Raw genomic sequence first — 24491 nt, forward strand, 5'->3', positions numbered from 1 at the left:
AATATTGAGAGGCAACTTGCTGGAATATTGAATAAATACATATCGAATACCACAAATACTTTTCCAAAACTGGAAAAGAAAAGATACTTTCTTATTCGTGGATTCGTGGCTAAAATCTTAGTCTTAGTTTGCTGATATTTACGGTTTAATGACTTTGGATAAAACGGCCGGGACTTGCAACAAATCGTAATCGTGGTCGTAAATCAGGTATTTGTTGTACCATACCGGCGAAAACTTCTCCTTATAATCACGTAATCCTTTGTAGTGCGAGAAGGTACGCACCTTTTCGTAAGCAAACTTCATAGATTCTTCAGTGATGTTTTGCGGACTCTCTATCCCTGATAGCGGTGCAAAGCCCAGGTTGACGTACCGCAGCTGCTGACTTTTCACATATTTGAAAAGCTCTATCAGAATGAAATCCATCACCCCGTTCGGTGCATCCAGCGTTTTGCGTATCAGGTCATAAGTTGCCTCTTCTTTCGCATAATCGGGGATAACGTTGAGAAAAGCAACGATTTTCTCCTCCGGACTTTCCACCGTGATGATGGTCTGCTGCTTCAACTCTTCCCAGATAAACATTCCCTGTGAAAAGATAATCTCGCTGCGCCCGGTCTCATTTAGCCACTCGTCGGAGACAGCCCGAAGCTTCTGCAGGACGCCATCTTTAATCGGCGGAGTATGAATAGTGGATTTATATCCCCGTTCGATTACCTTATTCACCGCATTACGCATAGGTTTGCGACTGCCGCCTTCAAGGGTAAAGGTATTCACATCCACCACTCCTTCCTGCCCCAGAAAGAGGTATTTCTTATGCAATTTCTTATAGATACCCAGACTCTCGGTGGGTACGCGATAGTAAAAACTCTTCAATCCGTTTTCATAGCAATAATTATCGAACAACCGGATGCAACGAAGCAACTGCTCTTCATTTTCCGCTACCGGATCTTCGAGTACGACAGCGTAGTTTCCCGCAATGCGGTAAGCCAGAAAGGCATTCAACTCTTCGGGAACAAAAAAGAGCTTGTCGGGATAACATTTGAAATAATCCATCGCCGATTTACCGTAATCACTAATCATTTTCTGCGCCTTCTCCCGTTCTTCAGGGTGAGACAATCGCTTGTACACATACGGACTGACAATCGCATAAAAAAGGAATGACATTGAGAGCAATCCACTGATATTAATCGACAACAGGAAGTGGCGTGCAAATTCATCCCGCGGAATCAAATCGCTGCTCCCCACGATAAAATAGTTTTGAATCGTATAGCGGACACTTTGCCAATGATTAAAGTCAATATCGAAATGCTTTTTATCCAGGAAATAAAAGCCTACGATTCCATACACCAATACAGCTACAATACTGGCAAACGCCGTGGTAAAGCCGACAAACCGTAACCGGGGATTGCTTCGGATATAATACTCTTTGCGTGAATAAACCAGCATCACCAATACAAGCAAAGCGGCAATAGCCTCTTCATAATCAATAGCTTTGGTTAAATGGCCTATCGCGGAAACAATACTCAGAGCAATGGCAATCCACCAGGCAGTGCGCAATCCTTTAAACATAAATGCGGCGGTCAATAACATAAAAACACCAGCCAGGGCAACGAAATAGTTTGAAGCAGTAATGGCGTCTAAAGGAAGAAAGTCTTCCAGTGCTTCCAGTCGCGTATCAATGGCGGGAGTAAATACCGATATTACATTGATTAATCCCAAAGCAAATATCAGCAGTGCCGGAATAATCCGCATCAGTAGTTTATTGATTCGAATCAGAAAACTCAGTCCGCCCATCAATAGCGTGAGCCAGAACTCGAAGAAGCGGTAGAGAAAGGTTATTGAAATGGCCTCTACCTGTGAAAAGCCGAAACGCATCAATACATACGCCATGGAAAACTCTACGGCACCCAGTCCCCGCATAAATGGAGAAATAACCAGAAATAATACTGCGACCAGATAGCCTAATAAGGCAATAAAAATGGTCGGGCTAAAATTCAGTGCCAACATGGCTATATAAAGATGTATAGCGCCGGTCAGGTCGATGATCACAGAAACAACGACTGCCATCACCAGACTTTTCCGGTCAATGGTGTTGGATATCAGGTCCTGCATAAAAACCTCGGAAGCCGGGAAATAACGGATGATTAGCTTATACACCTTCCCCTCGCCCATTACCGAATGGTAAATAAAGTAAAAGAGGTAAATCAATCCGGCCAATGCACCTAAGGCAAACCATTCCCCCGAGCCGATTACACCTTCAGCCATCGCATAAATAAATACCGGAATAGCGACAATCAACACCGATAGCACACCTACAAAAGCATAGATGGAAGAGGCAAAATGAATCTTTGACTTCGAAACTCCGGTCCTTTCCACCTCTCCACTAAAGAAGGCTAATGAAGAAACGCCTCCCGCAGGTATAAAAACGCTGATAAAGTTACGTTTCAGGAAAAGCAGAACAGCCACGGGTATAGGTATCCTGCTCCGGACAGCAGCAAATGAGTACCGGTACATATATCCCTGCAACCAGATGTGAATCACGGTCACACTAATTCCCGCCAGCACATATTCCCATTTGGCAGAAAAAAGTGTTTTGCGTACTTCGCTTAGTTCTGACTCTTCGTGCTTGAAAAACCAGATCGCCAGGGCAATAAAGAGTGCTGTTAACAAGAACTGAGCGATTATTTTTCCATTCTCCCGGAGAAATGGAATTCCCAGCTCAGTCAAATGCCGGAATTTTATGACTTCAACATTCATCTTCATATCCTACTTTCTTAGAAATGAAATCAGACCCGGATTTGTATCCATGTTTAATTCATGTATATACAACAAAACAAAGTCCTGTTTTGATTAACACTTCTGATTCAATGAGTAAATAACAAATGAATTTTCATGTACAGCAGACCATTACGGGTGCAGCGTCCCGATAGCCATCTCGGGATTTAACCGCTGATTCTCTCCGAATATTATCGCAGTTAAAAACTGAGACACACGTATACTCTCACATTCGAAATAACTCCGAAACATTCAAACTGAACAAATAAAATGGACGATTCATTATCAGTAGCTGTAAGACAGATAAACAACAAATAAATCATTGACATGAACAAACCCAAACTACTGCCTGTTTAATAGGGGTATTTTCTTTTTTGTATAACACTAAATTCTACGCTTTATGAAAAAACTATGGGTATCCATGATGGCTTGCGCATTTTTGCTCGCAACATCAGGCGCAATCGCACAAACAACCACTAAACCGGCTGAAAAGGAAAAAAAAGAAGCTCCTGCACCTCCTGCGCACAAAAAACACATGGAAAAAAAAGCTCCGATGAAAAAAGAGTGTGAAAAGAAAGATGCCGATAAAAAAGAATGCATGAAGAAAGAAGGTGAAAAGAAAGCCATAAACAAAAAAGCTCATGAAAAAGCACCTGAAAAGAAATAAGTTTTCTGTGAATAATCATAAGACGTCTGATGGAAATGTTCTGTCAGACGTTTTTTTGGCACAATAACGTTTCGTGGCTAAGATGTTTTGAAAGAAAGCTTATACCATAATTAATTCACGATGAAAAATTGACCCATTCTTGGATTTGAAATGAAGGAACTTTCCTCTGGACTCGAAACCAATACTCTGAGACCTTCTAAATATCATTATGACAGCATAAAAGGGCAATCGGATAACTTTTGCAAGCAAATTAACTTCAAAAACTATTTGCCCCATTCTCTATACCATCTCTGGAGGATCCCTGGAGTGTCCCTAGAGGATCCCTGGAGGATCAATACCGGAAAAAAGACTCTTTTTCGAAATCCGGTTGTAGCAAAATGTCAAAAACAGTCTGACTGATATTCTGATATAAGACCCGAAGCGAAATCTGTAAAGTCAAACATATCACCCCTCCCATTTAAATACTTTCCGGAACCAAAGCTAAAAAGCACCATCTATCTTATTCAAAAGCCAATATTTACAACCTATCACCTGAAAGAGGCAAAACACTACAAATCCACACAAAGCACCTATCCAAAACATCAAACTATAACTAAAAGCCTAAATCCTTTAATGGGAATAGTATCGGAGGAATATTGGAGCAGTATCGGAGCAGTATCGGAGGAAAAGCGAAGCTAGCCGGTTTTCAGGACAATTTAGTCAAAAGGCATAGATACTCTGCGGAGTTGTTACATAGAAGCCCCTACACTGGCACGGCTTTAGCAAAAGCGTTCCCGAATTCTATCGGGGCCGTGCCCAAAAACCAGACAGCTTGTAGCTGTCATATTCAAAAAGCTCAAACACAAAAAATCAATAGTAAAATCGAAACAACGCCATCAGGTGTTGCGGTTTTTAACCGCAATTATCTTGTATTAGAACCAGCGGTTAAATCCCGAGATAACTATCGGGACACTGCCCCCATAAGAAAATGCTATGAATGAACAGCAAAGGACTTAATGCTGACGAGGCCTCTTGATGCTGTTAGGTTTACTCGTTCTCCATCGTTACATGGTTAATTAAAGAGACTTTATTCGCACGACACCATCCTAACAGCGTATAAAAAAAACAGCCTCTCCCCCATTATCATTTTGATAGTCAAAACCAGACAATCCGTCTCTTTTTATCAAACCACCTATATGCGTACAACTGTGGAGCATATGTGGAGTTACTGTGGAGTTGCTGTAGAGGAAGAGCGGAGTTGCCTGCTATGAAAACCAGGGAGATTCGTGACAAAATGGCAAATACCCGTTGGTGCAGAACTAAGCGATAGTGGGGATATATTGACTCCGTCGATTTACTCTTTGCTCCAATTCCTAGCTTACCTGGTCATATTAGCAGTAAAAACTACGGAGATTTATACGCATATCACTACCAAAGGTTTCAATCAGATTAAGAGCCCTTTGGACAATCTCAATATTAAGTAATTGACATATTTGTATTTCAATATTTTATTCATACATTTGAGGTGTGAATTAGAATAAATACAATCAAATCACAACCTTCTCTATTGCCCTTTTTTCTGTATGTGACACAGCTCTTTTTTGCCATTATTAGATACAAGCCTAAAATACAACCTATTATACACCAAATCAAAAATATCTAAGGCGGAAATATACGACATCAGTGTCTCATACAGGAATCGAGTGTCACATAGAGAGATGTTATGGCCAAGTGTAGAAAAAAAGAAAGACAAGAGAAATCTATCCTATAAGTGACAATTATCGCGAGACTTATAATTGAGAAACAAAAGAAATGAAACTAAAAATAGACATAGAAAAATCAATAGAAAAGGGAAAGATTTGCCCGAAATCATGGTTTAGTTACTATTCAGATTTTCTTTGGTACGGATTCTTTGCGACAGTATTCCTTTCTTACATTTTAATGGACATACTGAGGGATAGCACTCATGAAATAACACCTATTAGAATTTTCTGGATTTCTATTTACATTATAATTTGTTCATTGACATTCTTCACTATTGACAAGATGAAGAAACTAACTGTGTTGTCTGTCAAAGACAAAACAAAAACCAAACAATATATTCATGACTTGACAACTGATCCTAACTGGAAGATTCAAAAAGAAGAAGATGATATAATAATCTTTCAAACAAATCCTAGGTTCAGCAACGAAAGACAAGTAACCTTTATTTTTAGAACTGGAAATCTATATATTAGCGTAATGAGTTTTGGACGAGATATAACTTCCCCAATTTATTACTTCTCAGATAAAGATGTACTGAAAACTATTATCAACAAGCTGAAAGAAAACAACATAGTTCAATACGACTTTTCTTGAGCTTGAATTGCGGACTGATTGTAGAGAAACACGACTAAAATACTTCGTATGAAAAGCGACGAAATAAAAAAATAAAACACCTAGGCCATAACACACGCCTATGTTCATTGGCTGGCTGACGTGCATTTAGCAGGTTTTGCTCCCGCATTCACTTTGTCGCAGTGCGACAGTGAACGCTCCCGCACCCCGCCAAATGCCCATAGCCTCGGTCGTTAGGCGGCATTCTAAAAAAACAGCAAGATGAAAGGTAGAATTTACGTATTATCATTGTTATTGATTTCTTTATTTGCTCTATTTAGTTTTACGAATTCAGACAAATCGAATACAAGTAATTCGACAAATTTGACCGAATCAAAAACAGACCAGAAAAAAGATCTTTGTTGGAAAGGAACTTTAAATGGGAAAATACCAATTTTCATTCATTATCAGTTTGACAATGAAGTAATAATTGGAGAAATTATTTACCTAAACACAAAAAGTAAAACTCCGATTAAACTTATTGGGACAATTGAGGATTGGGATAAAAAGTACAGACTTTTAGAATTTGACAAAGCCGGAAATATTACCGGAATTATAACTGGACTTCCAGACGGTAAAGAATTTAATGGAATTTGGTCTTCCCTCAAAACAAATAAAGAACTATCTCTAAATTTATCTACAAAAGACACGGTTATAATTTCAAAAGATTATCAACCTGATTTGTCAAAAATATTTGGAGATTATGAATACCAGTGGGGGAACAAGGCTTCTGGTATTTTTAATATAACTAAAATCAACAAGGACAAAGCTTCTTTTAATATATACTCAGTGAAAGGAGAACCAGAATTAAGTACAGCAGAAATTGAAACTGATACTATAAAGTTGACAAAGCGGGAATTTATTTATAATGTTCCAGAATCAGATGATTGCGAGTTTAAAGTGAAATTTTTCAAAGACTTTGTTTTTATAAAGTACACAAAAGAGCATCGTAGCAGACTGTTTGGACTAAATGCGACTATTGATGGAATATTCTTTAAAACGAAATAAATACCGACCGCCTATTACATAGCCTTTCGTGCGGTCGGCAAGACCCAGATGAAGTACAGGTTGAACTACATTCCCGATTCACAGTCGATCATGTACGGAAGAAAGAAGTCATCTGATTATGGAGAAAGCGGCAGGTTTTATGAGCACCGCGGTGTCAGGGTAAGGGAGAAATAGCTTGTATCAAAGAGGCATTGACTGATACAAACACCAAAAGCAACGCAGCCATGAGTCTCTGAATCAGCCAATATAGTTGATTCTTGTAAAGCATAGACAATACAATGGCCGTCCTGCTTAGTGAAGCGAGATAAGAAAGCGCAGATTACAGGATCAGGGTCGTGGTTTGCGGATAAAAGACATTGCCAGGCGAACGGATGCGCGGTAGAATTTCTACCGGCTGAATGTTGCCTTTGCTGCAAGCAGGGCACTGACAGGAATCGTAACCGGTCAGACGGATGATGCGTTGCTGTCGGGTTTCTGCCTTCAGGATGATATCCGGTTTCTGTTTCAGGGCTTTAACCTGCTCTTTATAGCTGCTGCCCAGTATGCCGAAGTAGCGGATCTTTACAAAGCCTTTGGGTAGAATGTGCATCGCAAAGCGTCGCAAAAACTCTACCCCTCTTTCGCGCGAGTTTGAAAAGTAACTTCTGGCGCGGGTTTAGCGATAGCGTACCTCGTACCCAAAACTAAGACAGCTTGTAGCTGTCGCATATATTCGTTTAACGAATGATTTAAATCAACATCCGAAACAATTTCTATTCATGAAAAATAGATTAAGTCTTCTTTTTACTTTATCCTTTTCTTCTATTTGCATTTTTGCTGACTCAATCCCAGCCATACTAGGTCCTCATGTAATTGTACATTCTATTTTATCGGTAAAAGATTTTGTGTCATATTGTGATATTCTGTTGTGTATATTTAGTCTATTAATTGTGGTTCCTTTTATTTACATAGGTTATTTGAAAAATCATCCGATTCCGGAAGAACATAAAGCCTATCATTTTGAGGGAGAGTATAGTGCGAAAAACATCAAAGAATACATTGAGGGTCTAGAAATCTTATTTGGTAAAAGGTTTCTAAGGTTCAGGCAATCATTAGACAAATACGATAAAGAGTCCGCCAGAAATCTGCGAAAACATGCTGAAGTAATAGATAGCATCCTATTCTGTATTAAACTTAATGGACGGAAAAGAGTGACTGTGTTTTGGGACTTATCAGATAGCTTCCTTAAAGGAATGATTCTCTCGTTGCCAGTGATTGGAATAATTGTCGTGATCATCTCCCAAATCTATTTTGGTGTGGTTGGCCTTCTTATAAGTATAATTCCGGGGATCCTTATTATGCCTTTGTTACTAATCATATTTTCCTCTTTCTTACAATTTACACACTATATCTTTAGAAAAACGGGGAAACCATTGCCGGCTTTAAGTCTTGGATACTTTGCCCTGGATGCTTTGATAAACAGACAAGTTGCAAGGTCTTTTGATTCTAAATCGGGAGAGTACTTTTATTATACAATGATTCATCAGTATAACAACATGGTAAACGCCGACTTTCGTTTTAGTAAGGTTTATATACGCACCAGCAGTGATATATATGGCAATCTTAAGGAACAAGCAGTAGGTGAAAAATAAAATAAGGACGCTGGCACGCTGTTTTATAACCAAAAGGGGTTAAGTAGACCCCACTGGCGCGGGTTTAGCGAATGCGCAACCCGTGCCCAAAACAAAGACAGCTTGTAGCTGTCCTTTCAATAAACTCAATGTGTCTAAGATTATAGTTATTTATTGAAGCCTATTGGAGTGAGAATTCTTCGAATTTTCAAACATCTACAAGCTGTTTGAATTTCCACCACGATCCGGATAGCTATTCGCTTCGCCAACCTCATGCTAAAGGGGGAACAAACAAACAGCAAAATACGTTACTTACAATAAATCCACAAATTCTTATATGCGCAACTGTTCTAAAATAGTCACTTTCCTATTTAGCAAAATAACAACAGCATAGCATTACCAGAAACCTCTCACAGGGCGGAAACTTACGGAATAGTATTTTAAAAACTAAATAGATTAGAATCACTATGTCACTCAAAAAGTTTCAAATACAAATATCGGATAAGTCCCTGGAGGATCTTGCTTATCGATTATCCTATACACGTTGGCCAAATCAGTTAAAAGATTCAGATTGGGAAAGAGGCACCAAAAGAGATGAATTACAATCAATAGTAGAGTATTGGAAAAATAATTATGATTGGCGTAAACAGGAAAAAGATTTAAATAGTTTCACCCAATTCCAATGTAATATTGATGGAATTGATATTCATTTTATCTACGAGAAAGGAAAAGGACCAAATCCAATACCCATTATTCTCACACATGGATGGCCGGATAGCTTTCTCCGCTATAAAAAAGTAATCAAGATGCTTTCTGATCCCGCGAGTTATGGTGGTAATCCAAATGATTCATTTGATATCATTGTACCTTCCATACCCGGGTTTGGCTTTTCCTCCAGCCCGGAATATAGTGGTTATAATAATTCACGGGTAGCTGAATTATGGGTAAAACTGATGACTGAAAAACTTGGTTATGCTAAATTTGCCGCAGCAGGAGGCGATATGGGTTCAGGCATTACGCGTTATATGGCGCTAAATCACCCCGAGTTACTTATCGGAATCCATCTGACTGATATTGGAATTATTCGCCCCCTTTTAATGGAGACCGATGAGAGCAAGCTTTCTGCAATAGAAATAGCCTACAAAAGGACAGCTCAACAATGGATTGCTCAAGAGGGTGGCTACATGTCTATTCAATCCACAAAACCTCAAACACTGGCCTATGGACTTTCCGACTCACCCGTTGGTGTAGCTGCCTGGATTCTTGAAAAATTCCGTTCATGGAGCGATTGCAAAGGTAATCTTGAGAATACTTTCAGTAAAGATGAACTATTGACCAATGTGATGATTTATTGGTTAACCAATACGGTCGGTTCTTCAGCGCAAATGTATTATGAAAATACACATTCATTACCTCCAATGAATAAAATCAATGTACCAACCGGCCTTGCGCTTTTCCGTGGAGATATTTTGCTGCCCCCCAAAGAATGGGCAGAGAAGAATCTGAATATTGTTCACTGGACTGAAATACCAAGGGGAGGACATTTTACAGCAATGGAAGAACCAACTTTATTTACGGAGGATATTCGCAACTTTTACAGGATATTCAGACAGCCAATCTAAACTTTATTCAACCAATACAGCTAACAACGGTTCATATGCCTTGTAGATTTTTGAAGGTTGCATGGGTAAAGCCCGTAATGGGGTTTTGCATTCCACACAGCGCATAGCCACTAACGTAAAAAGACAAACAAACCAACGACAACAAAAAACAGAATCCTATGAGAAAAATAATTTCATTTATGCACATGTCGCTTGACGGTTTTGTAGCAGGACCCAACGGAGAAATGGACTGGATAAAAGTTGATGAAGAAATTTTTGATTTTGTCGGTAAGCGGATAAGCGAGAGCGACACTGCATTATATGGACGGGTAACTTACCAGATGATGGAAAATTACTGGCCTACAGCAGCAGACAAACCGGCTGCAACGAAGCATGACATTGAACATTCAAAGTGGTATAACAAAGCTCACAAAGTCGTTTTATCAAAAACATTGAAAGAGGCGGGTTTAACTAACACAACAATAATTAGCGACAACCTTGCGGACAGAATAAGCGAAATAAAACAAATGGCCGGTAATGAAATCCTGCTTTTTGGTAGCCCAACTGCAACACATTTTCTTATGCAATTGAACTTGATTGACGGCTTCTGGCTATTTGTCAATCCAATTATTCTTGGTCAAGGTATTCCATTGTTTGTAGACATCAAAGACAAAATCAAACTAAACCTATTGTCTTCCCGACCATTTTCTTGCGGGGTAACTGAGCTGAATTATACAGTGGATAGATAATAACAATGCCCTCACTGGTGCGCGTTTAGCGATAGCGTATCTCGTACCAAAAAACCAGACAGCTTGTAGCTGTCCTTTCAATAAGCACAATGCGCCTAAGGCTATAGTTTTTCTTGCAGCCTATTGGAATGCAGAATTCTTCGAATTCTAAAACAGCTACAAGCTGTTTGAATCCCCTGCACGAGGAACGCTTCGCCATCCTCGCGCCAGAGAATGACATCACCCTCATTCTTCACTCCCTCAATCCCTCACACCTTGGAACAAGCCTGTTTCTTTATAAAATCCTCACCCGTCACCCTCTTTTCTTTACAACATATTTATTCTTTCCGCCCGAACTTTGCAGATGTAAACAGGAACAAAAAACGGGAATAGGATTTTCAACCATTTGCACTTAATATTCTTGTTTACAGGCATCTTAAAAGTAAAGTTATGGAAACAATTTTGTTTATTCTTGGTTTCTTGGGTGGACTTGCTCTCCTTTTTGTGATTGCCGGACTGATAGGGCATCTTTTCAAACTGGATAAATACTATTACCGCCGTGATTGAATTGGATGTGGTTCACAATACAAGATTTTCTTTACAAAATCTTTATATCGCCATTACTATTCTTTATATCCAATTTACTCCTTCCGACTGAACTTTGCAATTGCAACTATTGAGATTTACGTAAAGGAATTGCATATAGCCTAATTAACTGATTTCATGAACAAAAAAGCAATAAAAAGTTGTTTAAGTGAATATCGCGTTCTACCCATTCATTTCTTAATCAAAATTCAAAGATTATGATGATTATTTCATTTATTGTAGTGATTCTACTACTGATCTATCTCGTTTACTCATTGTTAAATCCGGAAAAATTCTAAAAACGGCAAGTATGAACTATTTTGATGTGATCCAATTGACCCTGTATATCGTAGCATTGGTAGTTTTGACGCCCATTACAGGTAAGTTTATGGCTAATGTATTTGAAAACAAGCCATTCAAAGGGAAAAAAGCTTTTCTATGGGCTGAAAAGTCAATTTACAAAATCTGCGACATCGACCCTGAAAAGCAGATGGACTGGAAGAAATATACCTTCGCTCTTTTGTTCTTCAATCTCACGGGTTTCCTGGTTGTCTTTTTACTCCAGCTCTTCCAGCAACATCTTGGGCTGAATCCACAACATCAGAAAAATGTGGAAGGAACGTTGGCCTTTAACACCGCAGTCAGCTTTATGACGAATACCAATTGGCAAAGCTATTCCGGTGAAAATACCATGAGCTACCTGACCCAAATGTTGGGGCTTGCCGTGCAAAACTTTGTCAGCGCCGCTACCGGAATCACGGTAATCCTTGCCCTGATCCGCGGGTTGCGCAACCGGACCTCTGAAAACCTCGGAAATTTCTTTGCCGATCTGACCCGCAGTGTCGTTTATGTGCTGTTGCCATTAAGTATTGTGTTTGCAGTATTCCTCGTTAGCCAGGGTGTGGTCCAGAATTTCTCACACTATTCAGAGGTTACTACCCTTGAAGGCGCTAAACAGATACTGCCACAAGGACCGGCAGCATCGCAAATTGCGATCAAGCAACTGGGAACAAACGGTGGAGGATTTTTCGGGGCAAACAGCGCTCACCCTTTTGAAAATCCGACTCCCCTGTGTAACTTCCTCGAAATGCTGGCTATCCTGCTACTTCCGGCTGGTCTCACCTTTACTTATGGGAAAATGGTAGGTTCGGTCAGGCAGGGCTGGATACTGTTTACCACCATGTTGATTCTTTTTCTGGTCGGACAAGCCATTACCACTTACTCTGAATTTTCATTTGCCGGACACATTATGGAGGGCAAAGAGACCCGGTTTGGCATCCTGAATAGTGTGTTATGGGAAAATGCAACCACCGCAGCATCAAATGGTTCGGTCAATGCTATGCACAGTAGTTTATCTCCATTATCGGGAATGGTTGCTCTGTTTAACATGATGCTCGGGGAAATTATCTTCGGAGGCGTTGGAGCCGGTCTATATGGCATGCTGGTCTTCGTAATCCTTACTGTGTTCATTGCCGGACTGATGGTAGGTCGTACTCCTGAATATCTGGGCAAAAAAATCGAATCGTTCGAAATGAAGATGGCGATTATCGGGGTGGTATTGCCGAGTTTTGTTATACTGACGTTTACAGCAATAGCGGTTTTGATTCCGGCCGGACTGAATAGTATCGCCAATAAAGGACCGCACGGTTTCAGCGAAATACTATACGCTTTTACCTCCGCAGCAGGAAATAACGGAAGCGCTTTCGCCGGATTATCCACCAATACTCCTTTTTACAACATCATGATCGGTATCGGGATGCTGATCGGGCGATTCGGCATCATTCTGCCTGTATTAGCCATTGCGGGAAGTCTTTCCCGCAAGAAGATTGTGCCTGTTTCGGCAGGAACTTTCCAGACCGACAACATGACCTTTGTTTTCTTATTGATTTCTATCATATTAATCGTCGGGGCATTGACTTTCTTCCCTGCATTATCATTGGGACCAATCATAGAGCACATCCTGATGCTCTCCGGTAAAACTTTTTAATTGTTAAGCTATGAAGCGTGCGAAAAATATAGGAATGTTCGATAAGGAGCTGATCGGAGTAGCCCTTAAAGACTCATTTATCAAATTAAATCCGAAAACCCAGCTGAAAAATCCGGTGATGTTTGTCGTATTTGTGGGCGCTATTCTGACGACCATACTTGTCATTCAGGATTTGATCAACCACTCTTTCAGCGGATTTAATCTTCAGATTACGATCTGGCTGTGGTTTACGTTACTCTTTGCCAATTTTGCAGAGTCAATGGCAGAAGGGCGTGGAAAGGCGCAAGCCGACTCTTTACGCAAACTGAAAACCAACTCTTATGCCCGTAAACTCGAAGGAGATAAAGAGGTTCAGGTTTTGGCAAATGATCTGCACAAAGGCGATATTGTGGTGTGTGAAGCCGGAGACATCATTCCGCTTGATGGCGATGTGATCGAAGGTATTGCAACGATTGACGAATCGGCGGTGACCGGTGAATCTGCCCCTGTGATTCGTGAAAGCGGTGGTGACCGTTCGGCAGTAACGGGCGGAACCAAGGTGTTGAGCGATAAGATTATCGTAAGCATTGTTTCCGATCCCGGACACTCATTTATCGACCGTATGATTGCTCTGGTGGAAGGTGCTAAACGCAAGAAAACCCCTAACGAGATTGCCTTGAGTATTCTGCTCTCGGGTTTGACTATCGTATTCTTGCTCGTTACCGTTACATTGCAACCATTTGCAGTTTATACGGCTTCTCAATCGGGTGAACATGTAACATTGACTCTGCCGATCCTGATTTCCTTATTGGTTTGTCTGATTCCGACTACCATTGGCGGACTTTTGAGCGCTATTGGTATCAGCGGCATGGACCGGTTGATGTCGAAAAACGTGATTGCTAAAAGCGGCCGTGCCGTAGAAGCAGCCGGTGACATTGACGTATTACTGCTCGATAAAACCGGTACTATCACCTTAGGAAACCGTATGGCAACTGAGTTTGTCCCCACCGCCGGAGTGAATGAGCAGCAACTGGCTGATATTGCCCAGCTTTCATCCTTGTCCGATGACACACCGGAAGGCCGTTCCATCGTGGTGTTGGCGAAAGAGAAATTCAATATCCGCGGACGCGAATTACATGATATGCACGTCAACTTTATTCCTTTTACGGCACAAACCCGTATGAGTGGCATTGATATTTTGAATAAAGAAGGCGAGGTAATTAAATCCATCCGAAAAGGAGCTGCCGAAGCGATCAAAAACTATGTGGAATCACAGAATAATGTCTATCCGGAAGATATTGATAAAGCTGTAAATCAGATCTCATCTGAAGGATCAACTCCATTGGTAGTAACAGAAGATGGTAAAGTGGTTGGTGTCATTCGCCTGAAAGATATTGTGAAAGGAGGTATCCGCGAACGTTTTGCCCGCTTGCGTAAGATGGGAATAAAAACGGTAATGATTACCGGTGATAATCCGTTGACAGCTGCCGCTATTGCTGCCGAAGCTGGTGTCGATGACTTCATTGCAGAAGCCAAACCGGAAGATAAACTCGGACGTATCCGTCAGGAACAGGCCGACGGAAAACTGGTGGGTATGATCGGTGATGGAACTAACGACGCCCCTGCCCTTGCCCAGGCTGACGTAGGTGTGGCGATGAATACCGGCACGCAGGCAGCCCGTGAAGCCGGAAATATGGTGGACCTCGATAGTAACCCAACCAAACTGATTGAAATCGTGGAAACCGGCAAACAGCTGCTAATGACCCGCGGTGCTTTGACAACCTTTAGTATTGCCAATGACATTGCCAAATATTTCGCCATTATCCCGGCCGTGTTTGCGGGTGTTTACGCGATGGGTGGAGCCAAAGGCCCTTTGTCGGTATTGAATATCATGTACCTGCAAAGTCCTGAAAGCGCAGTACTGAGTTCGGTGATTTTCAATGCCCTGATTATTGTTGCCTTAATCCCGTTAGCATTAAAAGGGGTAACTTACCGTCCTGAAGGAGCGACTGTTGTTTTGCGCCGTAATATCCTGATTTATGGTTTGGGTGGTGTTATTTTACCGTTTATAGCCATCAAAGCGATTGACTTACTGATTAATTTTTTACATTTGGTTTAATATAATGACTATGAAGAGTTCTATTTTAACTTCGATAAAGCTGTTATTGGCCATGACGATCCTGACGGGAGTCCTTTATCCATTGCTTGTATTTGGATTGGCTCAGGCTATTTTCCCGAATAAAGCGAATGGCAGCCTGATTAAAACCGGCAAAGGCAATATCGGTTCTGAGCTGATCGGACAAAAGTTTACCGGAAATCAATATTTCCAGGGGCGACCATCAGCAATAGATTACAATCCGGATTGTTCAGGTGCAAGTAACCTTTCTATTACTTCGGAAAAACTCAGACAACAAGTAGCTCAACGTGATTCAGTCTGGCTGGCCTCTAATGGACAGAGTAAAGAGACTGCTATTCCAGCTGAAATGCGTTATGCTTCAGGAAGCGGACTTGATCCTCATATTTCCCCTGAATCGGCTTTGCTACAAGTAGCACGTGTTGCAAAAGCCAGACATCTTTCGTCAATTCAACAGAATAAATTGACAAATCTTGTAAAACAGCAGATTGAAGGTCGTCAATTAGGATGTCTCGGTGAAGAACGGGTCAATGTGTTATTGCTTAATATTGAGGTGGATAAACAATTTCCAGTGAAATAATTGATGTTTAGAGATCATATTGTATTACTTTAGGGGTGAAATCACCCTTAAAGTTTTTCTTTTTTAATCCGCAAGGCTGTCTGATATTATTTTGAAAAACAGGTCAGTCCCAAAATGTTTAAAATATGATAGATGATATTGAAGGACGCCCAAATCCGGATGAACTCCTGCGCCTGATTCAGAAAGAAGAAAGCGTCGAAAAAAGAGGAAAACTGAAAATCTTCTTCGGCATGTGTGCCGGTGTGGGTAAGACGTATGCCATGCTTCAGGCCGCACATGTCCTGAAACGGGAAGGTCTGGATGTAGTCGTAGGTTTGGTGGAGACGCATAAACGGCAGGAGACTGAAGCGCTTGTCCAGGGATTGGAGGTGCTACCCCGCATGAAGATCCCTTATCGCTCCGTGACCTTCGAAGAAATGGATATTGATGCAATTCTCCAACGTAATCCTCAGTACGTTCTTGTCGATGAACTCGCTCATACGAATGTGCCGGGAAGCCGTCATGCTAAACGTTACCAAGATGTAACGGAACTACTGGATAACGGAATCAACGTTTTAACCACAGTTAATGTACAGCACATAGAGAGCCGTTCAGGAACTGTGACCGAAATTACAGGTATTCATATACACGAAACGGTCCCGGATTCGTTCATTGCCCTGGCAGACGAAATCGAACTGATCGATATCTCCACCGACGATTTGTTGAAACGCCTTGAAGAGGGAAAAGTCTATATTCCGGAACGGGCACAGCATGCCGTGGAGAATTTCTTTCGCAAAGGCAATCTGCACGCTCTGCGCGAGCTTTCCCTTCGTATCACTGCCGAAAAGGTGGATGATGATATGCTTGATTATATGCGGGCAAAAAACATTACCGGGCCCTGGAAAACCACCGAAAAGCTGATGGTTGCCGTTGGCCCGAGTCCCTATTCTGCAAAACTAATTCGCTGGACACGACGAATGGCTTATAATCTGGGTGCAAGCTGGTTGGCTGTATGTGTGGATACAGGGCACAAACTATCGGAAGAAGACCGGAATCTGCTCAATAAAAATATTGAGCTTTCAGAAAAGTTGGGCGCAACCATTATACACGTTGCCAATACCGATGTGGTAGACGGACTTTTGCAGGTAGGCAAGGAATATAATGTATCCCAGATTGTGGTGGGCAAAACGCTGGACAAAAAAAACATATGGAATCCGTTATCTAAAAAGAACATTTCAGACCGTCTGATACAAGAGAGTGGGAATATCGATATTTACGCTATCAAGGCCGACAAATCAGCAACAACCGGAAAGCAGAAACGCGTTTTATTTGAAGGAATATCATTCAAATCAAGGGATTATACAATAGCGCTAACCGTCGTTACATTAGTCTCTTTGATCTGTTTTCCATTGAGCGGCTTAATGGGATACCAGACTGTAGGTATTATTTTCCTGATTATGATTGCCGTCCTCTCTCTGATTTTAGGCCGTGGGCCGGTAATATTGACGGCATTTCTGAATTTTCTTATCTGGAACTATTTCTTTATACCTCCACTGTTTACCTTTCATATCCAACGCGTGGAAGATGTATTCACTTTGTTTGCCTATTTTCTGATCGCGATGGTTTCAGCTGTCTTTGTGACTAAAATACGGAAAAACCAAATCGTGTTAATGAAAAGTCAGCAGCATATTACCATGCTTAATTCCATGCTTGAAGCGTTGAACCGTACCAATTCCATCAAGGAAGTGGCGGCACGAACTCAGGATAAACTCCAGAAATATTTCTCTGCTGATGCTGCAATCCTGCTTAAGAATAAGGACGGTAAAGGTCTGGATAAAAGAATCTTTGGAAATAAAAAGATGATCAGTGAAAAGAACTGGTCTGTAGCTTCCTGGGTTTTTAACAACGGACAAGCGGCTGGTCGGTTTACGGATACATTGAGCAACTCAGATATTCAGGTCATCCCATTGACTACTGTCAATGAAATTATCGGCGTGCTCTGTATTAAATTTCTCGAAAATAAGCGTCCCGACCATAACGATATGATGGTATTACACAATTTTGTCGGTCAGGTCTCTACAGCCATTGAGCGGGAAATCAACATAGACCTGATTCGTGAAAATGAAGTGGCGTTAGAGTCTCAAAAGCTCTTCCAGACTGTTTTAAACAGCGTTTCACACGAATTGCGGACACCAATTTCAATCATTTCTTCAGCTATTTCAAATTTGAATGATGAAAAAACGGCAGCAAATCCCGATATTCGTTCCGGCATTTGTGAAGAACTCAATCTGGCTTCCAAGCGGCTCAATGTTTTGGTGGAAAATATCCTCGATATGTCAAAGATTGAATCCGGATATTTGCAGTTAAATCTACAGATACATGATATTTCCGATCTCATTGGATCAGCATTGAACGATTTGCGGCCGGAGCTTTCGGAATATTCTTTGAAAACAGAAGTACAGGACAATCTGCCCATGCTCAATTTCGATTTCAATTGGCTCAAACAAGCGTTGGTCAATGTGATCCACAATGCTATCGATTATTCCCCGGAAGGCGGAGAAATTATCCTCAAAGCACATCAACTGGAGTCGGGGCTGATACAACTGGAAGTATCAGATAGCGGGAAAGGGGTTCCTGATCTGACTCTGGACAAACTTTTTGACAAATTCTACCGCATCCCGGGCTCAAAAAGCGGAGGAATGGGCCTTGGACTTACCATTGCAAAAGCGATTGTGGAAGCGCACGGCGGTAGCATCTCTGCCCAAAACCGGAAACACGGAGGATTGAAAGTGATTTTCCAATTGAAACAATAATCAATAAGCAATGGAAGAAAATAAAGGAAAATACAAAGTACTGATCGTCGATGATGAGCCACCGATTCGTCGGATGCTGACCATCACACTCGAAGCGCACGACTATAAAGCCTATCTGGCGGAAGATGCAAAAAGTGCTATGCTGGCTGCAACCATGTACAACCCGGATGTAATCCTGCTGGACCTGGGATTGCCTGATAAAAGCGGACTTCAGGTGCTGAAGCAACTGCGGGAATGGTCAAAGACGCCTATCATCGTCCTTACCGTTATGGATGACGAAATGACAAAAATCGCGGCTTTGGATCAGGGGGCTGATGATTACGTGACCAAACCTTTTAATACCGGAGAACTATTGGCCCGCATCCGTGTAGCGCTGCGTCATTCACGTAAAGAGGAAGAATCCCCGTTGTTTGTCAGTGGAAGGTTGTCTGTTGACCTTGTAGCCCGCGTTGTGATGCTTGATAATGCAGAAGTTAAACTCACAGCTACCGAATACGCCATTCTGGCGCTTTTTGTCAAACATGCTGGTCGGGTTTTGACGCACTCTTTTATTATGAAAGAGATTTGGGGAAATCCCTATTCCGACAATGCACAGATACTACGTGTACATGTGGCACAACTCCGAAAGAAAATTGAGACAAATCCGGCAATGCCTGAGCTCCTGATTACCGAATCAGGGGTTGGTTACCGGTTCAAAAAGATATAAATCGACAAGTTTCCTCTTCCTTCCTGATATAATTATAGCGTTATAAGCATTTTCTTAGCTCAATAGCAAAACGGCTTCGATCCTTGATTTGATCGAAGTCGTTTTGCTATTAATTACTTTTGGGATAACCTATAGAACCACGATTGTTACAAGCTATTCAAAAGAGCTGCGATCGTTATTAACGCGTTCTAGTTTCTGAAAATCAAACACTAAGCTTTATTTTCTGGCATAAAAACAGGACAAATGTCTTTCTATTCTGTTATAATAAGACACCCATTCAAATACAAAGCTTTCACTAAGACCTATTGAAAAAAGATATAATCCTCACATAAAATCATAGAAGCCCCGTATAAAGATTTTATCAAGACACATGAGAATACGATATCAAAAAGCTATATTTGTGCCCGCTTTTTGAGCAAAAGATAAAAAATCATTCAATAAACGGTTTTATGAGCAAGACGAAACACGATTCGGCCATTCAAAAAATCACATTAGCCGGCCTAATTGTAACCTTAGGAATTGTTTACGGGGACATCGGTACCAGTCCTTTGTATACCATGAGCGCTATCCTGGGGGGAGCAAAACAGATCAACGAACTCCTTGTGTTGGGAGGCATTTCCTGTATCTTCTGGACACTGACACTTCAGACCACCATCAAATATGTCATTATCACCCTTAGGGCTGACAACCACGGTGAAGGAGGTATTTTTGCCCTGTTTGCCTTATTGAAAAAGAAAACGAGCACAGTCGCCATCCTGACAATGATTGGTGGTAGTACCTTGCTGGCCGATGGGGTTATCACTCCTGCCATCACCGTAACCACCGCTGTGGAAGGATTGAGGCTAATCACTCCGAATGTGCCTGTTGTTCCGGTAGTACTGCTTATTCTGGCAGTATTATTCTTTGTGCAGCAGTTCGGTAGTAACTTTGTCGGAACCTCATTCGGCCCGGTTATGTTTATCTGGTTCCTGACTTTGGGCATTTTAGGTGTAAGTCAGATCGTAACCATGCCACACGTTTTACTGGCGCTAAACCCTGCTTATGCCATCGAATTATTAACCGAATATCCAAGCGGTATCCTATTGCTGGGGGCAGTCTTCCTGTGTACAACGGGAGCCGAGGCACTTTATTCCGACCTTGGGCACTGCGGAATCAAGAACATCCAAATCTCATGGATTTTTGTAAAAGTAATGTTGATTCTCAACTATTTCGGTCAGGGCGCATGGATTCTTAGCCATGTGGGTATTGCAAAAAGTGTCAACCCCTTCTACGCTGTAATGCCGTCCTGGTTCCTGATCCCGGGTATCATCCTTGCTACTGCAGCTGCAGTTATTGCCAGTCAGGCATTAATTAGTGGTTCCTATACGCTTGTGAGCGAATCTATTTCCCTGAGCTTCTGGCCCAAATTTAAAATCGCCTATCCTACAAACGTAAAAGGTCAGGTTTACATTCCGTTGGTGAACTGGTTCTTGTGGCTGGCATGCTCTTTCGTCGTTGTATTCTTTGGTAAATCGCAAAACATGGAAGCGGCTTACGGTCTTTCCATCACTATTACGATGATTATGACCACCATGCTTCTCTCCTCCTATCTGCCCCGTGAAGGATATATGAAGGTATTCCGGTTTGTTCTGATTGCCATGTTTATTACCATTGAGACAGTGTTTTTGATTGCCAATCTGCATAAATTCATGTACGGTGGTTGGTTTACAATCCTACTGGCCTTAGTGTTTTTTACCATCATGTACGGATGGTATTATGGCCGTAAGATCAAGAACCGCTATATCACCTTCACCAGCCTCCGCAAGCACCTGGATATGTTTACCGACCTGAAAAATGACGATTCAGTACCTTTGCTCAGCGGTAACCTTGTCTATATTACAAAGGCTGATCACCTGATGCAGATTGAATCAAAAATCATCTATTCCATTTTCAGGAAAAACCCCAAACGGGCTAACACCTACTTCCTGCTTCACATCGACAATGACGATGCTCCGGAAACATTTGAATATCATGTAAATCAGATTATCCCCGGCACATTGATTAAAATCGACTTCCGACTCGGATTTAAGATTGAACGAAGAATCAATCTCTACTTCCGCCAGGTGATTGAGGATATGGTTTCCAAAGGGGAATTTTCGCTGGAAAGCCCTTACGAATCCCTGCGCAAATATAACATCACATCCAACTTCCTCTTTGTAAACCTCGACCGCATTATGACCGAGGACTACAAACTGCAACCACAGGAAAGCTTCGTAATGAACCTGCACAACATTATTCGCCACATCAGTAACACCGATGTCAAAGCATTGGGTCTGGATACAAGCTCGGTTATCGAAGAAAAAGTACCTATCCTGTTGCAACAGGCGACTCCGTCACGCATCACACGGTCGGACAAACAATTCCTCCATGACAAACAGATTAACGACTAATATTTGACTTAAGGCCTTGTTCTCCGTAGGACAAGGTCTTTTTTTATGGAGTTAGGGGAAAAAAGCTATTTTTACAGCAAATTAGTAGAATATGAAACGAGCAATTGTATTAGGAGCCTCCTCCGGCATTGGACAAGGTGTTGCCAGAGAATTGGTAAAAGAAGGCTATCGGGTTGGAATTACCGGAAGAAGAACCGAACTACTGGAGAAACTTAAAGCAGAAAATCCGGAAAACTATATTATCCAGACTTTTGACATTACCGATATAACCACGTCTGTCAATCATTTGAAAGAACTAGTCGATAAAATGGGCGGACTGGATTTACTGTTAATCAACTCAGGTACAGGACATCGAAATGAAGCGCTGGATTTTGAAGTGGAGAAACCGGCCATACTGACCAATGTACTGGGATTTACGGCAATCGCTGACTGGGCGTTTAACTATTTCAGAGAGAAAGAGGAAGGACATATTGCGGTGGTCAGCTCTGTGGCAGGCATTCGGGGAATGCGTTTTGCACCTGCCTATGGCGCCTCTAAAGCTTACCAAATCAACTACATGCAGGCGTTAAGGAATAAAGCCCGAAAACTGAGATTACCCATAGTCATTAGTGACATTCGTCCGGGATTTGTAGATACGGCGATGGCTCAGGGTGAAGGTATCTTTTGGGTAGCCCCCGTGGAAAAAGCTGCCCGACAAATCGTATGCTCGCTGCTTCGAAAAGACGAAATTATCTACGTTTCCCGTCGATGGAGGGGGATGGCACAACTGATTCGACTGATTCCCCGTTTTTTATATGAAAAAATATAAGCGGTAGTCTTAGTCTGACTACCACTCCGAATAAGGATGTTTTATCAAATTGGAATTGAAGTATCGGGCATCGTGCGATACTTCAGCTCCAATCCAATCCGGCTTGGTAAACGGAGTATCTTCTTCCGGCAATTCAATTTCGGCGACTACAAGGCCGGCATTTGCGCCCAGAAACTCATCGACTTCCCACGTAAAACCCTCGAAGTCTATATGATAGCGGTATTTCTCAATATCGGGCTTCATACATAACCTGTCCAGCATTTCGGCTGCATCCTCCACCGGAATTTCATATTCATATTCCAGGCGTGAAATACCACTCTTCTTTCCTTTTATTGTCAGAAAGCCCTTGTCTCCGGCAATACGTACCCGGACAACACCTTTTTCGGTCCGGCTCATGTATCCCTGACGGTAATGAATACCTTTGGCCAATTGTTTGAATTCATCCGAATTTACCAGAAACTTGCGTTCAATCTCCTGCCCCATTGTTATTTACATTTAGGATAAAAAAATAAGGCAATGCCATTCAACTGACATTGCCTTACAAAAGTAGAATATTTCAGAAAAACGTTCCGGCAAAAGCGAAACGTTTTTAACCTCAATCAATAGGAATGTTCATCAGCGGTCATTTCAGCGGCATCAATCGGTTTGTTATTGATGGCTTTCCATGCATAGAAGATATAAGCCAATACAAACGGAATCAATAGCGAAACAATGCTCATTGCTTTCAGCGTGAACGGACTTGATGAACTGTTGTAAATAGTCAGCGAACTTTGCAAATCAGTTGTTGAAGGATAATAAGCCGTATTGTTGTAACCGGCAATCAGGAAAAGAGCCAGAACTGTCAATACGGTTCCAATACCTGCAAACCAGATGCCCTTGGTATATTTAGGAGAAAACAGGGTTTTACCAATACCAAACAGCACTGCCACAACGCCCAACAGGAAAATAATCAGCACTACCGGCATTTCAATCAGGTTGTGGAAATATTTTGCAGGAGCCAAGTAAACCGACTGTGTCTCAGGATTTACAGCAAAGCCATCACCAAAGAGAGTCCATCCCACAAAAGCAAGGAAGGTTACAAGGAACGGAATCGCATTAACCAACACCTGTTTTTTAGAGCGTGCAAAAATCGTTTCATCGTCAATGCTGTTGATGTAATACAATGCACCCAGCACCCGGGCCAAGAATAACACAGCCAGGCCAAGCAACAAGTTATGTATGCTCAAAGCAGCCTCAAGGCCGTGCAACGGATTGGTCCAACTGGAAATAACAGGCATCATCGGATTGGTCAGATTCAGTTTGTTAACCACAAACTCCGAACCGGTAAAGAAAGTAGCAACAGCTGTACCCAACAGAATCAGTCCTCCAAAACCGTTAATCAATAGAAAAACCTCGTAAGTCTTTTTTCCCAGGAAATTACCTTTCTTACTTCTGAACTCATAAGCTACCGCCTGAATAATAAAGCAGAACAGGATAATCATCCACACCCAGTAGGCACCGCCAAAACTGGTTGAATAAAAGAGAGGAAATGATGCAAAAAAAGCGCCACCAAACGTCACCAACGTAGTGAAAGTAAATTCCCACTTGCGACCGGTTGCATTAATCAGCATAGTTTGTTCAAGTTCAGTTTTTCCGATAGTATATATTAGCGTCTGTCCGCCTTGTACAAACAGAAGGAAAACCAACAAAGCTCCCAGTAACGAAACCAGAAACCACCAATATTGTTGCAAAAATGTATAGTCCATAACTT

The 24491-nt window shown here is 41.6% G+C and carries 18 protein-coding genes; 14 read left to right on the plus strand and 4 right to left on the minus strand.

Annotated elements, in window-relative coordinates:
• Nucleotides 1–138: 138 nt before the first annotated feature.
• Nucleotides 139–2760 carry a phosphatidylglycerol lysyltransferase domain-containing protein gene (locus MLE17_RS09520; protein ID WP_243348560.1) on the minus strand — a complete coding sequence of 874 codons (2622 nt, stop codon included), beginning with the start codon at nucleotides 2758–2760 and terminating at the stop codon, nucleotides 139–141.
• Between the two features lie 412 nt (nucleotides 2761–3172).
• Here MLE17_RS09520 and MLE17_RS09525 point away from each other — a divergent pair, with 412 nt between their 5' ends.
• From MLE17_RS09525 to MLE17_RS09535, 3 genes are all read left to right on the plus strand, one after another.
• A complete protein-coding gene (locus tag MLE17_RS09525; protein ID WP_243348561.1) occupies nucleotides 3173–3439 on the plus strand; it encodes a hypothetical protein in 267 nt (88 codons plus the stop codon).
• Between the two features lie 2025 nt (nucleotides 3440–5464).
• Nucleotides 5465–5776, plus strand: a complete 312-nt coding sequence (locus MLE17_RS09530; RefSeq protein ID WP_243348562.1) for a hypothetical protein — start codon at nucleotides 5465–5467, stop codon at nucleotides 5774–5776.
• A gap of 240 nt (nucleotides 5777–6016) precedes the next feature.
• Entirely contained in the window at nucleotides 6017–6802 is a 786-nt protein-coding gene (locus MLE17_RS09535) for a hypothetical protein (RefSeq protein WP_243348563.1), read from the plus strand.
• Between the two features lie 319 nt (nucleotides 6803–7121).
• On the opposite strand, the gene MLE17_RS18960 is transcribed toward MLE17_RS09535, so the two are convergent.
• Entirely contained in the window at nucleotides 7122–7406 is a 285-nt protein-coding gene (locus MLE17_RS18960; protein WP_410795620.1) for a transposase, read from the minus strand.
• Between the two features lie 154 nt (nucleotides 7407–7560).
• Between MLE17_RS18960 and MLE17_RS09545 the strand changes: the two genes are divergently transcribed.
• From MLE17_RS09545 to MLE17_RS09590, 11 genes are all read left to right on the plus strand, one after another.
• Nucleotides 7561–8433 (plus strand): hypothetical protein, encoded by an 873-nt coding sequence (locus MLE17_RS09545; protein ID WP_243348564.1) that lies wholly within the window; start codon nucleotides 7561–7563, stop codon nucleotides 8431–8433.
• Between the two features lie 446 nt (nucleotides 8434–8879).
• Nucleotides 8880–10034: an epoxide hydrolase family protein gene (locus MLE17_RS09550; protein ID WP_243348565.1), complete on the plus strand. Its 1155-nt coding sequence runs from the start codon at nucleotides 8880–8882 to the stop codon at nucleotides 10032–10034.
• Nucleotides 10035–10192: 158 nt separating this feature from the next.
• Nucleotides 10193–10762 (plus strand): dihydrofolate reductase family protein, encoded by a 570-nt coding sequence (locus MLE17_RS09555; protein WP_243348566.1) that lies wholly within the window; start codon nucleotides 10193–10195, stop codon nucleotides 10760–10762.
• Nucleotides 10763–11547: 785 nt separating this feature from the next.
• Nucleotides 11548–11625 (plus strand): K(+)-transporting ATPase subunit F, encoded by a 78-nt coding sequence (kdpF, locus tag MLE17_RS18965; RefSeq protein WP_410795622.1) that lies wholly within the window; start codon nucleotides 11548–11550, stop codon nucleotides 11623–11625.
• 11 nt (nucleotides 11626–11636) lie between these two features.
• Nucleotides 11637–13313 (plus strand): potassium-transporting ATPase subunit KdpA, encoded by a 1677-nt coding sequence (kdpA, locus tag MLE17_RS09560; RefSeq protein WP_243348567.1) that lies wholly within the window; start codon nucleotides 11637–11639, stop codon nucleotides 13311–13313.
• 10 nt (nucleotides 13314–13323) lie between these two features.
• A complete protein-coding gene (kdpB, locus tag MLE17_RS09565; protein ID WP_243348568.1) occupies nucleotides 13324–15411 on the plus strand; it encodes a potassium-transporting ATPase subunit KdpB in 2088 nt (695 codons plus the stop codon).
• Nucleotides 15412–15421: 10 nt separating this feature from the next.
• Entirely contained in the window at nucleotides 15422–16006 is a 585-nt protein-coding gene (gene kdpC / locus MLE17_RS09570; protein ID WP_243348569.1) for a potassium-transporting ATPase subunit KdpC, read from the plus strand.
• A gap of 125 nt (nucleotides 16007–16131) precedes the next feature.
• Nucleotides 16132–18798 (plus strand): sensor histidine kinase, encoded by a 2667-nt coding sequence (locus MLE17_RS09575; RefSeq protein WP_243348570.1) that lies wholly within the window; start codon nucleotides 16132–16134, stop codon nucleotides 18796–18798.
• Between the two features lie 10 nt (nucleotides 18799–18808).
• A complete protein-coding gene (locus MLE17_RS09580) occupies nucleotides 18809–19504 on the plus strand; it encodes a response regulator (protein ID WP_243348571.1) in 696 nt (231 codons plus the stop codon).
• Between the two features lie 449 nt (nucleotides 19505–19953).
• Nucleotides 19954–21933 carry a KUP/HAK/KT family potassium transporter gene (locus tag MLE17_RS09585; RefSeq protein WP_243348572.1) on the plus strand — a complete coding sequence of 660 codons (1980 nt, stop codon included), beginning with the start codon at nucleotides 19954–19956 and terminating at the stop codon, nucleotides 21931–21933.
• Between the two features lie 91 nt (nucleotides 21934–22024).
• Entirely contained in the window at nucleotides 22025–22741 is a 717-nt protein-coding gene (locus tag MLE17_RS09590) for an SDR family NAD(P)-dependent oxidoreductase (protein ID WP_243348573.1), read from the plus strand.
• 18 nt (nucleotides 22742–22759) lie between these two features.
• On the opposite strand, the gene MLE17_RS09595 is transcribed toward MLE17_RS09590, so the two are convergent.
• Both MLE17_RS09595 and cydB read right to left on the minus strand, forming a co-directional pair.
• Nucleotides 22760–23224 carry a CYTH domain-containing protein gene (locus MLE17_RS09595; RefSeq protein WP_243348574.1) on the minus strand — a complete coding sequence of 155 codons (465 nt, stop codon included), beginning with the start codon at nucleotides 23222–23224 and terminating at the stop codon, nucleotides 22760–22762.
• A gap of 116 nt (nucleotides 23225–23340) precedes the next feature.
• Complete coding sequence (cydB, locus tag MLE17_RS09600) at nucleotides 23341–24486, minus strand: cytochrome d ubiquinol oxidase subunit II (RefSeq protein WP_243348575.1); 1146 nt, start codon at nucleotides 24484–24486, stop codon at nucleotides 23341–23343.
• Nucleotides 24487–24491: the final 5 nt, after the last annotated feature.

Source organism: Parabacteroides sp. FAFU027, from assembly GCF_022808675.1.
Classification (GTDB): Bacteria; Bacteroidota; Bacteroidia; order Bacteroidales; family UBA7332; genus CAXXIC01.

Excerpts from the sequence above, each read along its gene's own strand:
- MLE17_RS09520 (WP_243348560.1), bottom strand. The coding sequence starts at position 2,760 with ATGAAGATGAATGTTGAAGTCATAAAATTCCGGCATTTGACTGAGCTG.
- MLE17_RS09535 (WP_243348563.1), top strand. The coding sequence starts at position 6,017 with ATGAAAGGTAGAATTTACGTATTATCATTGTTATTGATTTCTTTATTT.
- MLE17_RS09525 (WP_243348561.1), top strand. The coding sequence starts at position 3,173 with ATGAAAAAACTATGGGTATCCATGATGGCTTGCGCATTTTTGCTCGCA.
- MLE17_RS09545 (WP_243348564.1), top strand. The coding sequence starts at position 7,561 with ATGAAAAATAGATTAAGTCTTCTTTTTACTTTATCCTTTTCTTCTATT.
- cydB (WP_243348575.1), bottom strand. The coding sequence starts at position 24,486 with ATGGACTATACATTTTTGCAACAATATTGGTGGTTTCTGGTTTCGTTA.
- kdpA (WP_243348567.1), top strand. The coding sequence starts at position 11,637 with ATGAACTATTTTGATGTGATCCAATTGACCCTGTATATCGTAGCATTG.
- MLE17_RS09575 (WP_243348570.1), top strand. The coding sequence starts at position 16,132 with ATGATAGATGATATTGAAGGACGCCCAAATCCGGATGAACTCCTGCGC.
- MLE17_RS09580 (WP_243348571.1), top strand. The coding sequence starts at position 18,809 with ATGGAAGAAAATAAAGGAAAATACAAAGTACTGATCGTCGATGATGAG.
- MLE17_RS09550 (WP_243348565.1), top strand. The coding sequence starts at position 8,880 with ATGTCACTCAAAAAGTTTCAAATACAAATATCGGATAAGTCCCTGGAG.
- kdpC (WP_243348569.1), top strand. The coding sequence starts at position 15,422 with ATGAAGAGTTCTATTTTAACTTCGATAAAGCTGTTATTGGCCATGACG.
- MLE17_RS09585 (WP_243348572.1), top strand. The coding sequence starts at position 19,954 with ATGAGCAAGACGAAACACGATTCGGCCATTCAAAAAATCACATTAGCC.
- MLE17_RS09555 (WP_243348566.1), top strand. The coding sequence starts at position 10,193 with ATGAGAAAAATAATTTCATTTATGCACATGTCGCTTGACGGTTTTGTA.
- MLE17_RS09595 (WP_243348574.1), bottom strand. The coding sequence starts at position 23,224 with ATGGGGCAGGAGATTGAACGCAAGTTTCTGGTAAATTCGGATGAATTC.
- kdpF (WP_410795622.1), top strand. The coding sequence starts at position 11,548 with ATGATTATTTCATTTATTGTAGTGATTCTACTACTGATCTATCTCGTT.
- MLE17_RS09590 (WP_243348573.1), top strand. The coding sequence starts at position 22,025 with ATGAAACGAGCAATTGTATTAGGAGCCTCCTCCGGCATTGGACAAGGT.
- kdpB (WP_243348568.1), top strand. The coding sequence starts at position 13,324 with ATGAAGCGTGCGAAAAATATAGGAATGTTCGATAAGGAGCTGATCGGA.
- MLE17_RS09530 (WP_243348562.1), top strand. The coding sequence starts at position 5,465 with ATGAAGAAACTAACTGTGTTGTCTGTCAAAGACAAAACAAAAACCAAA.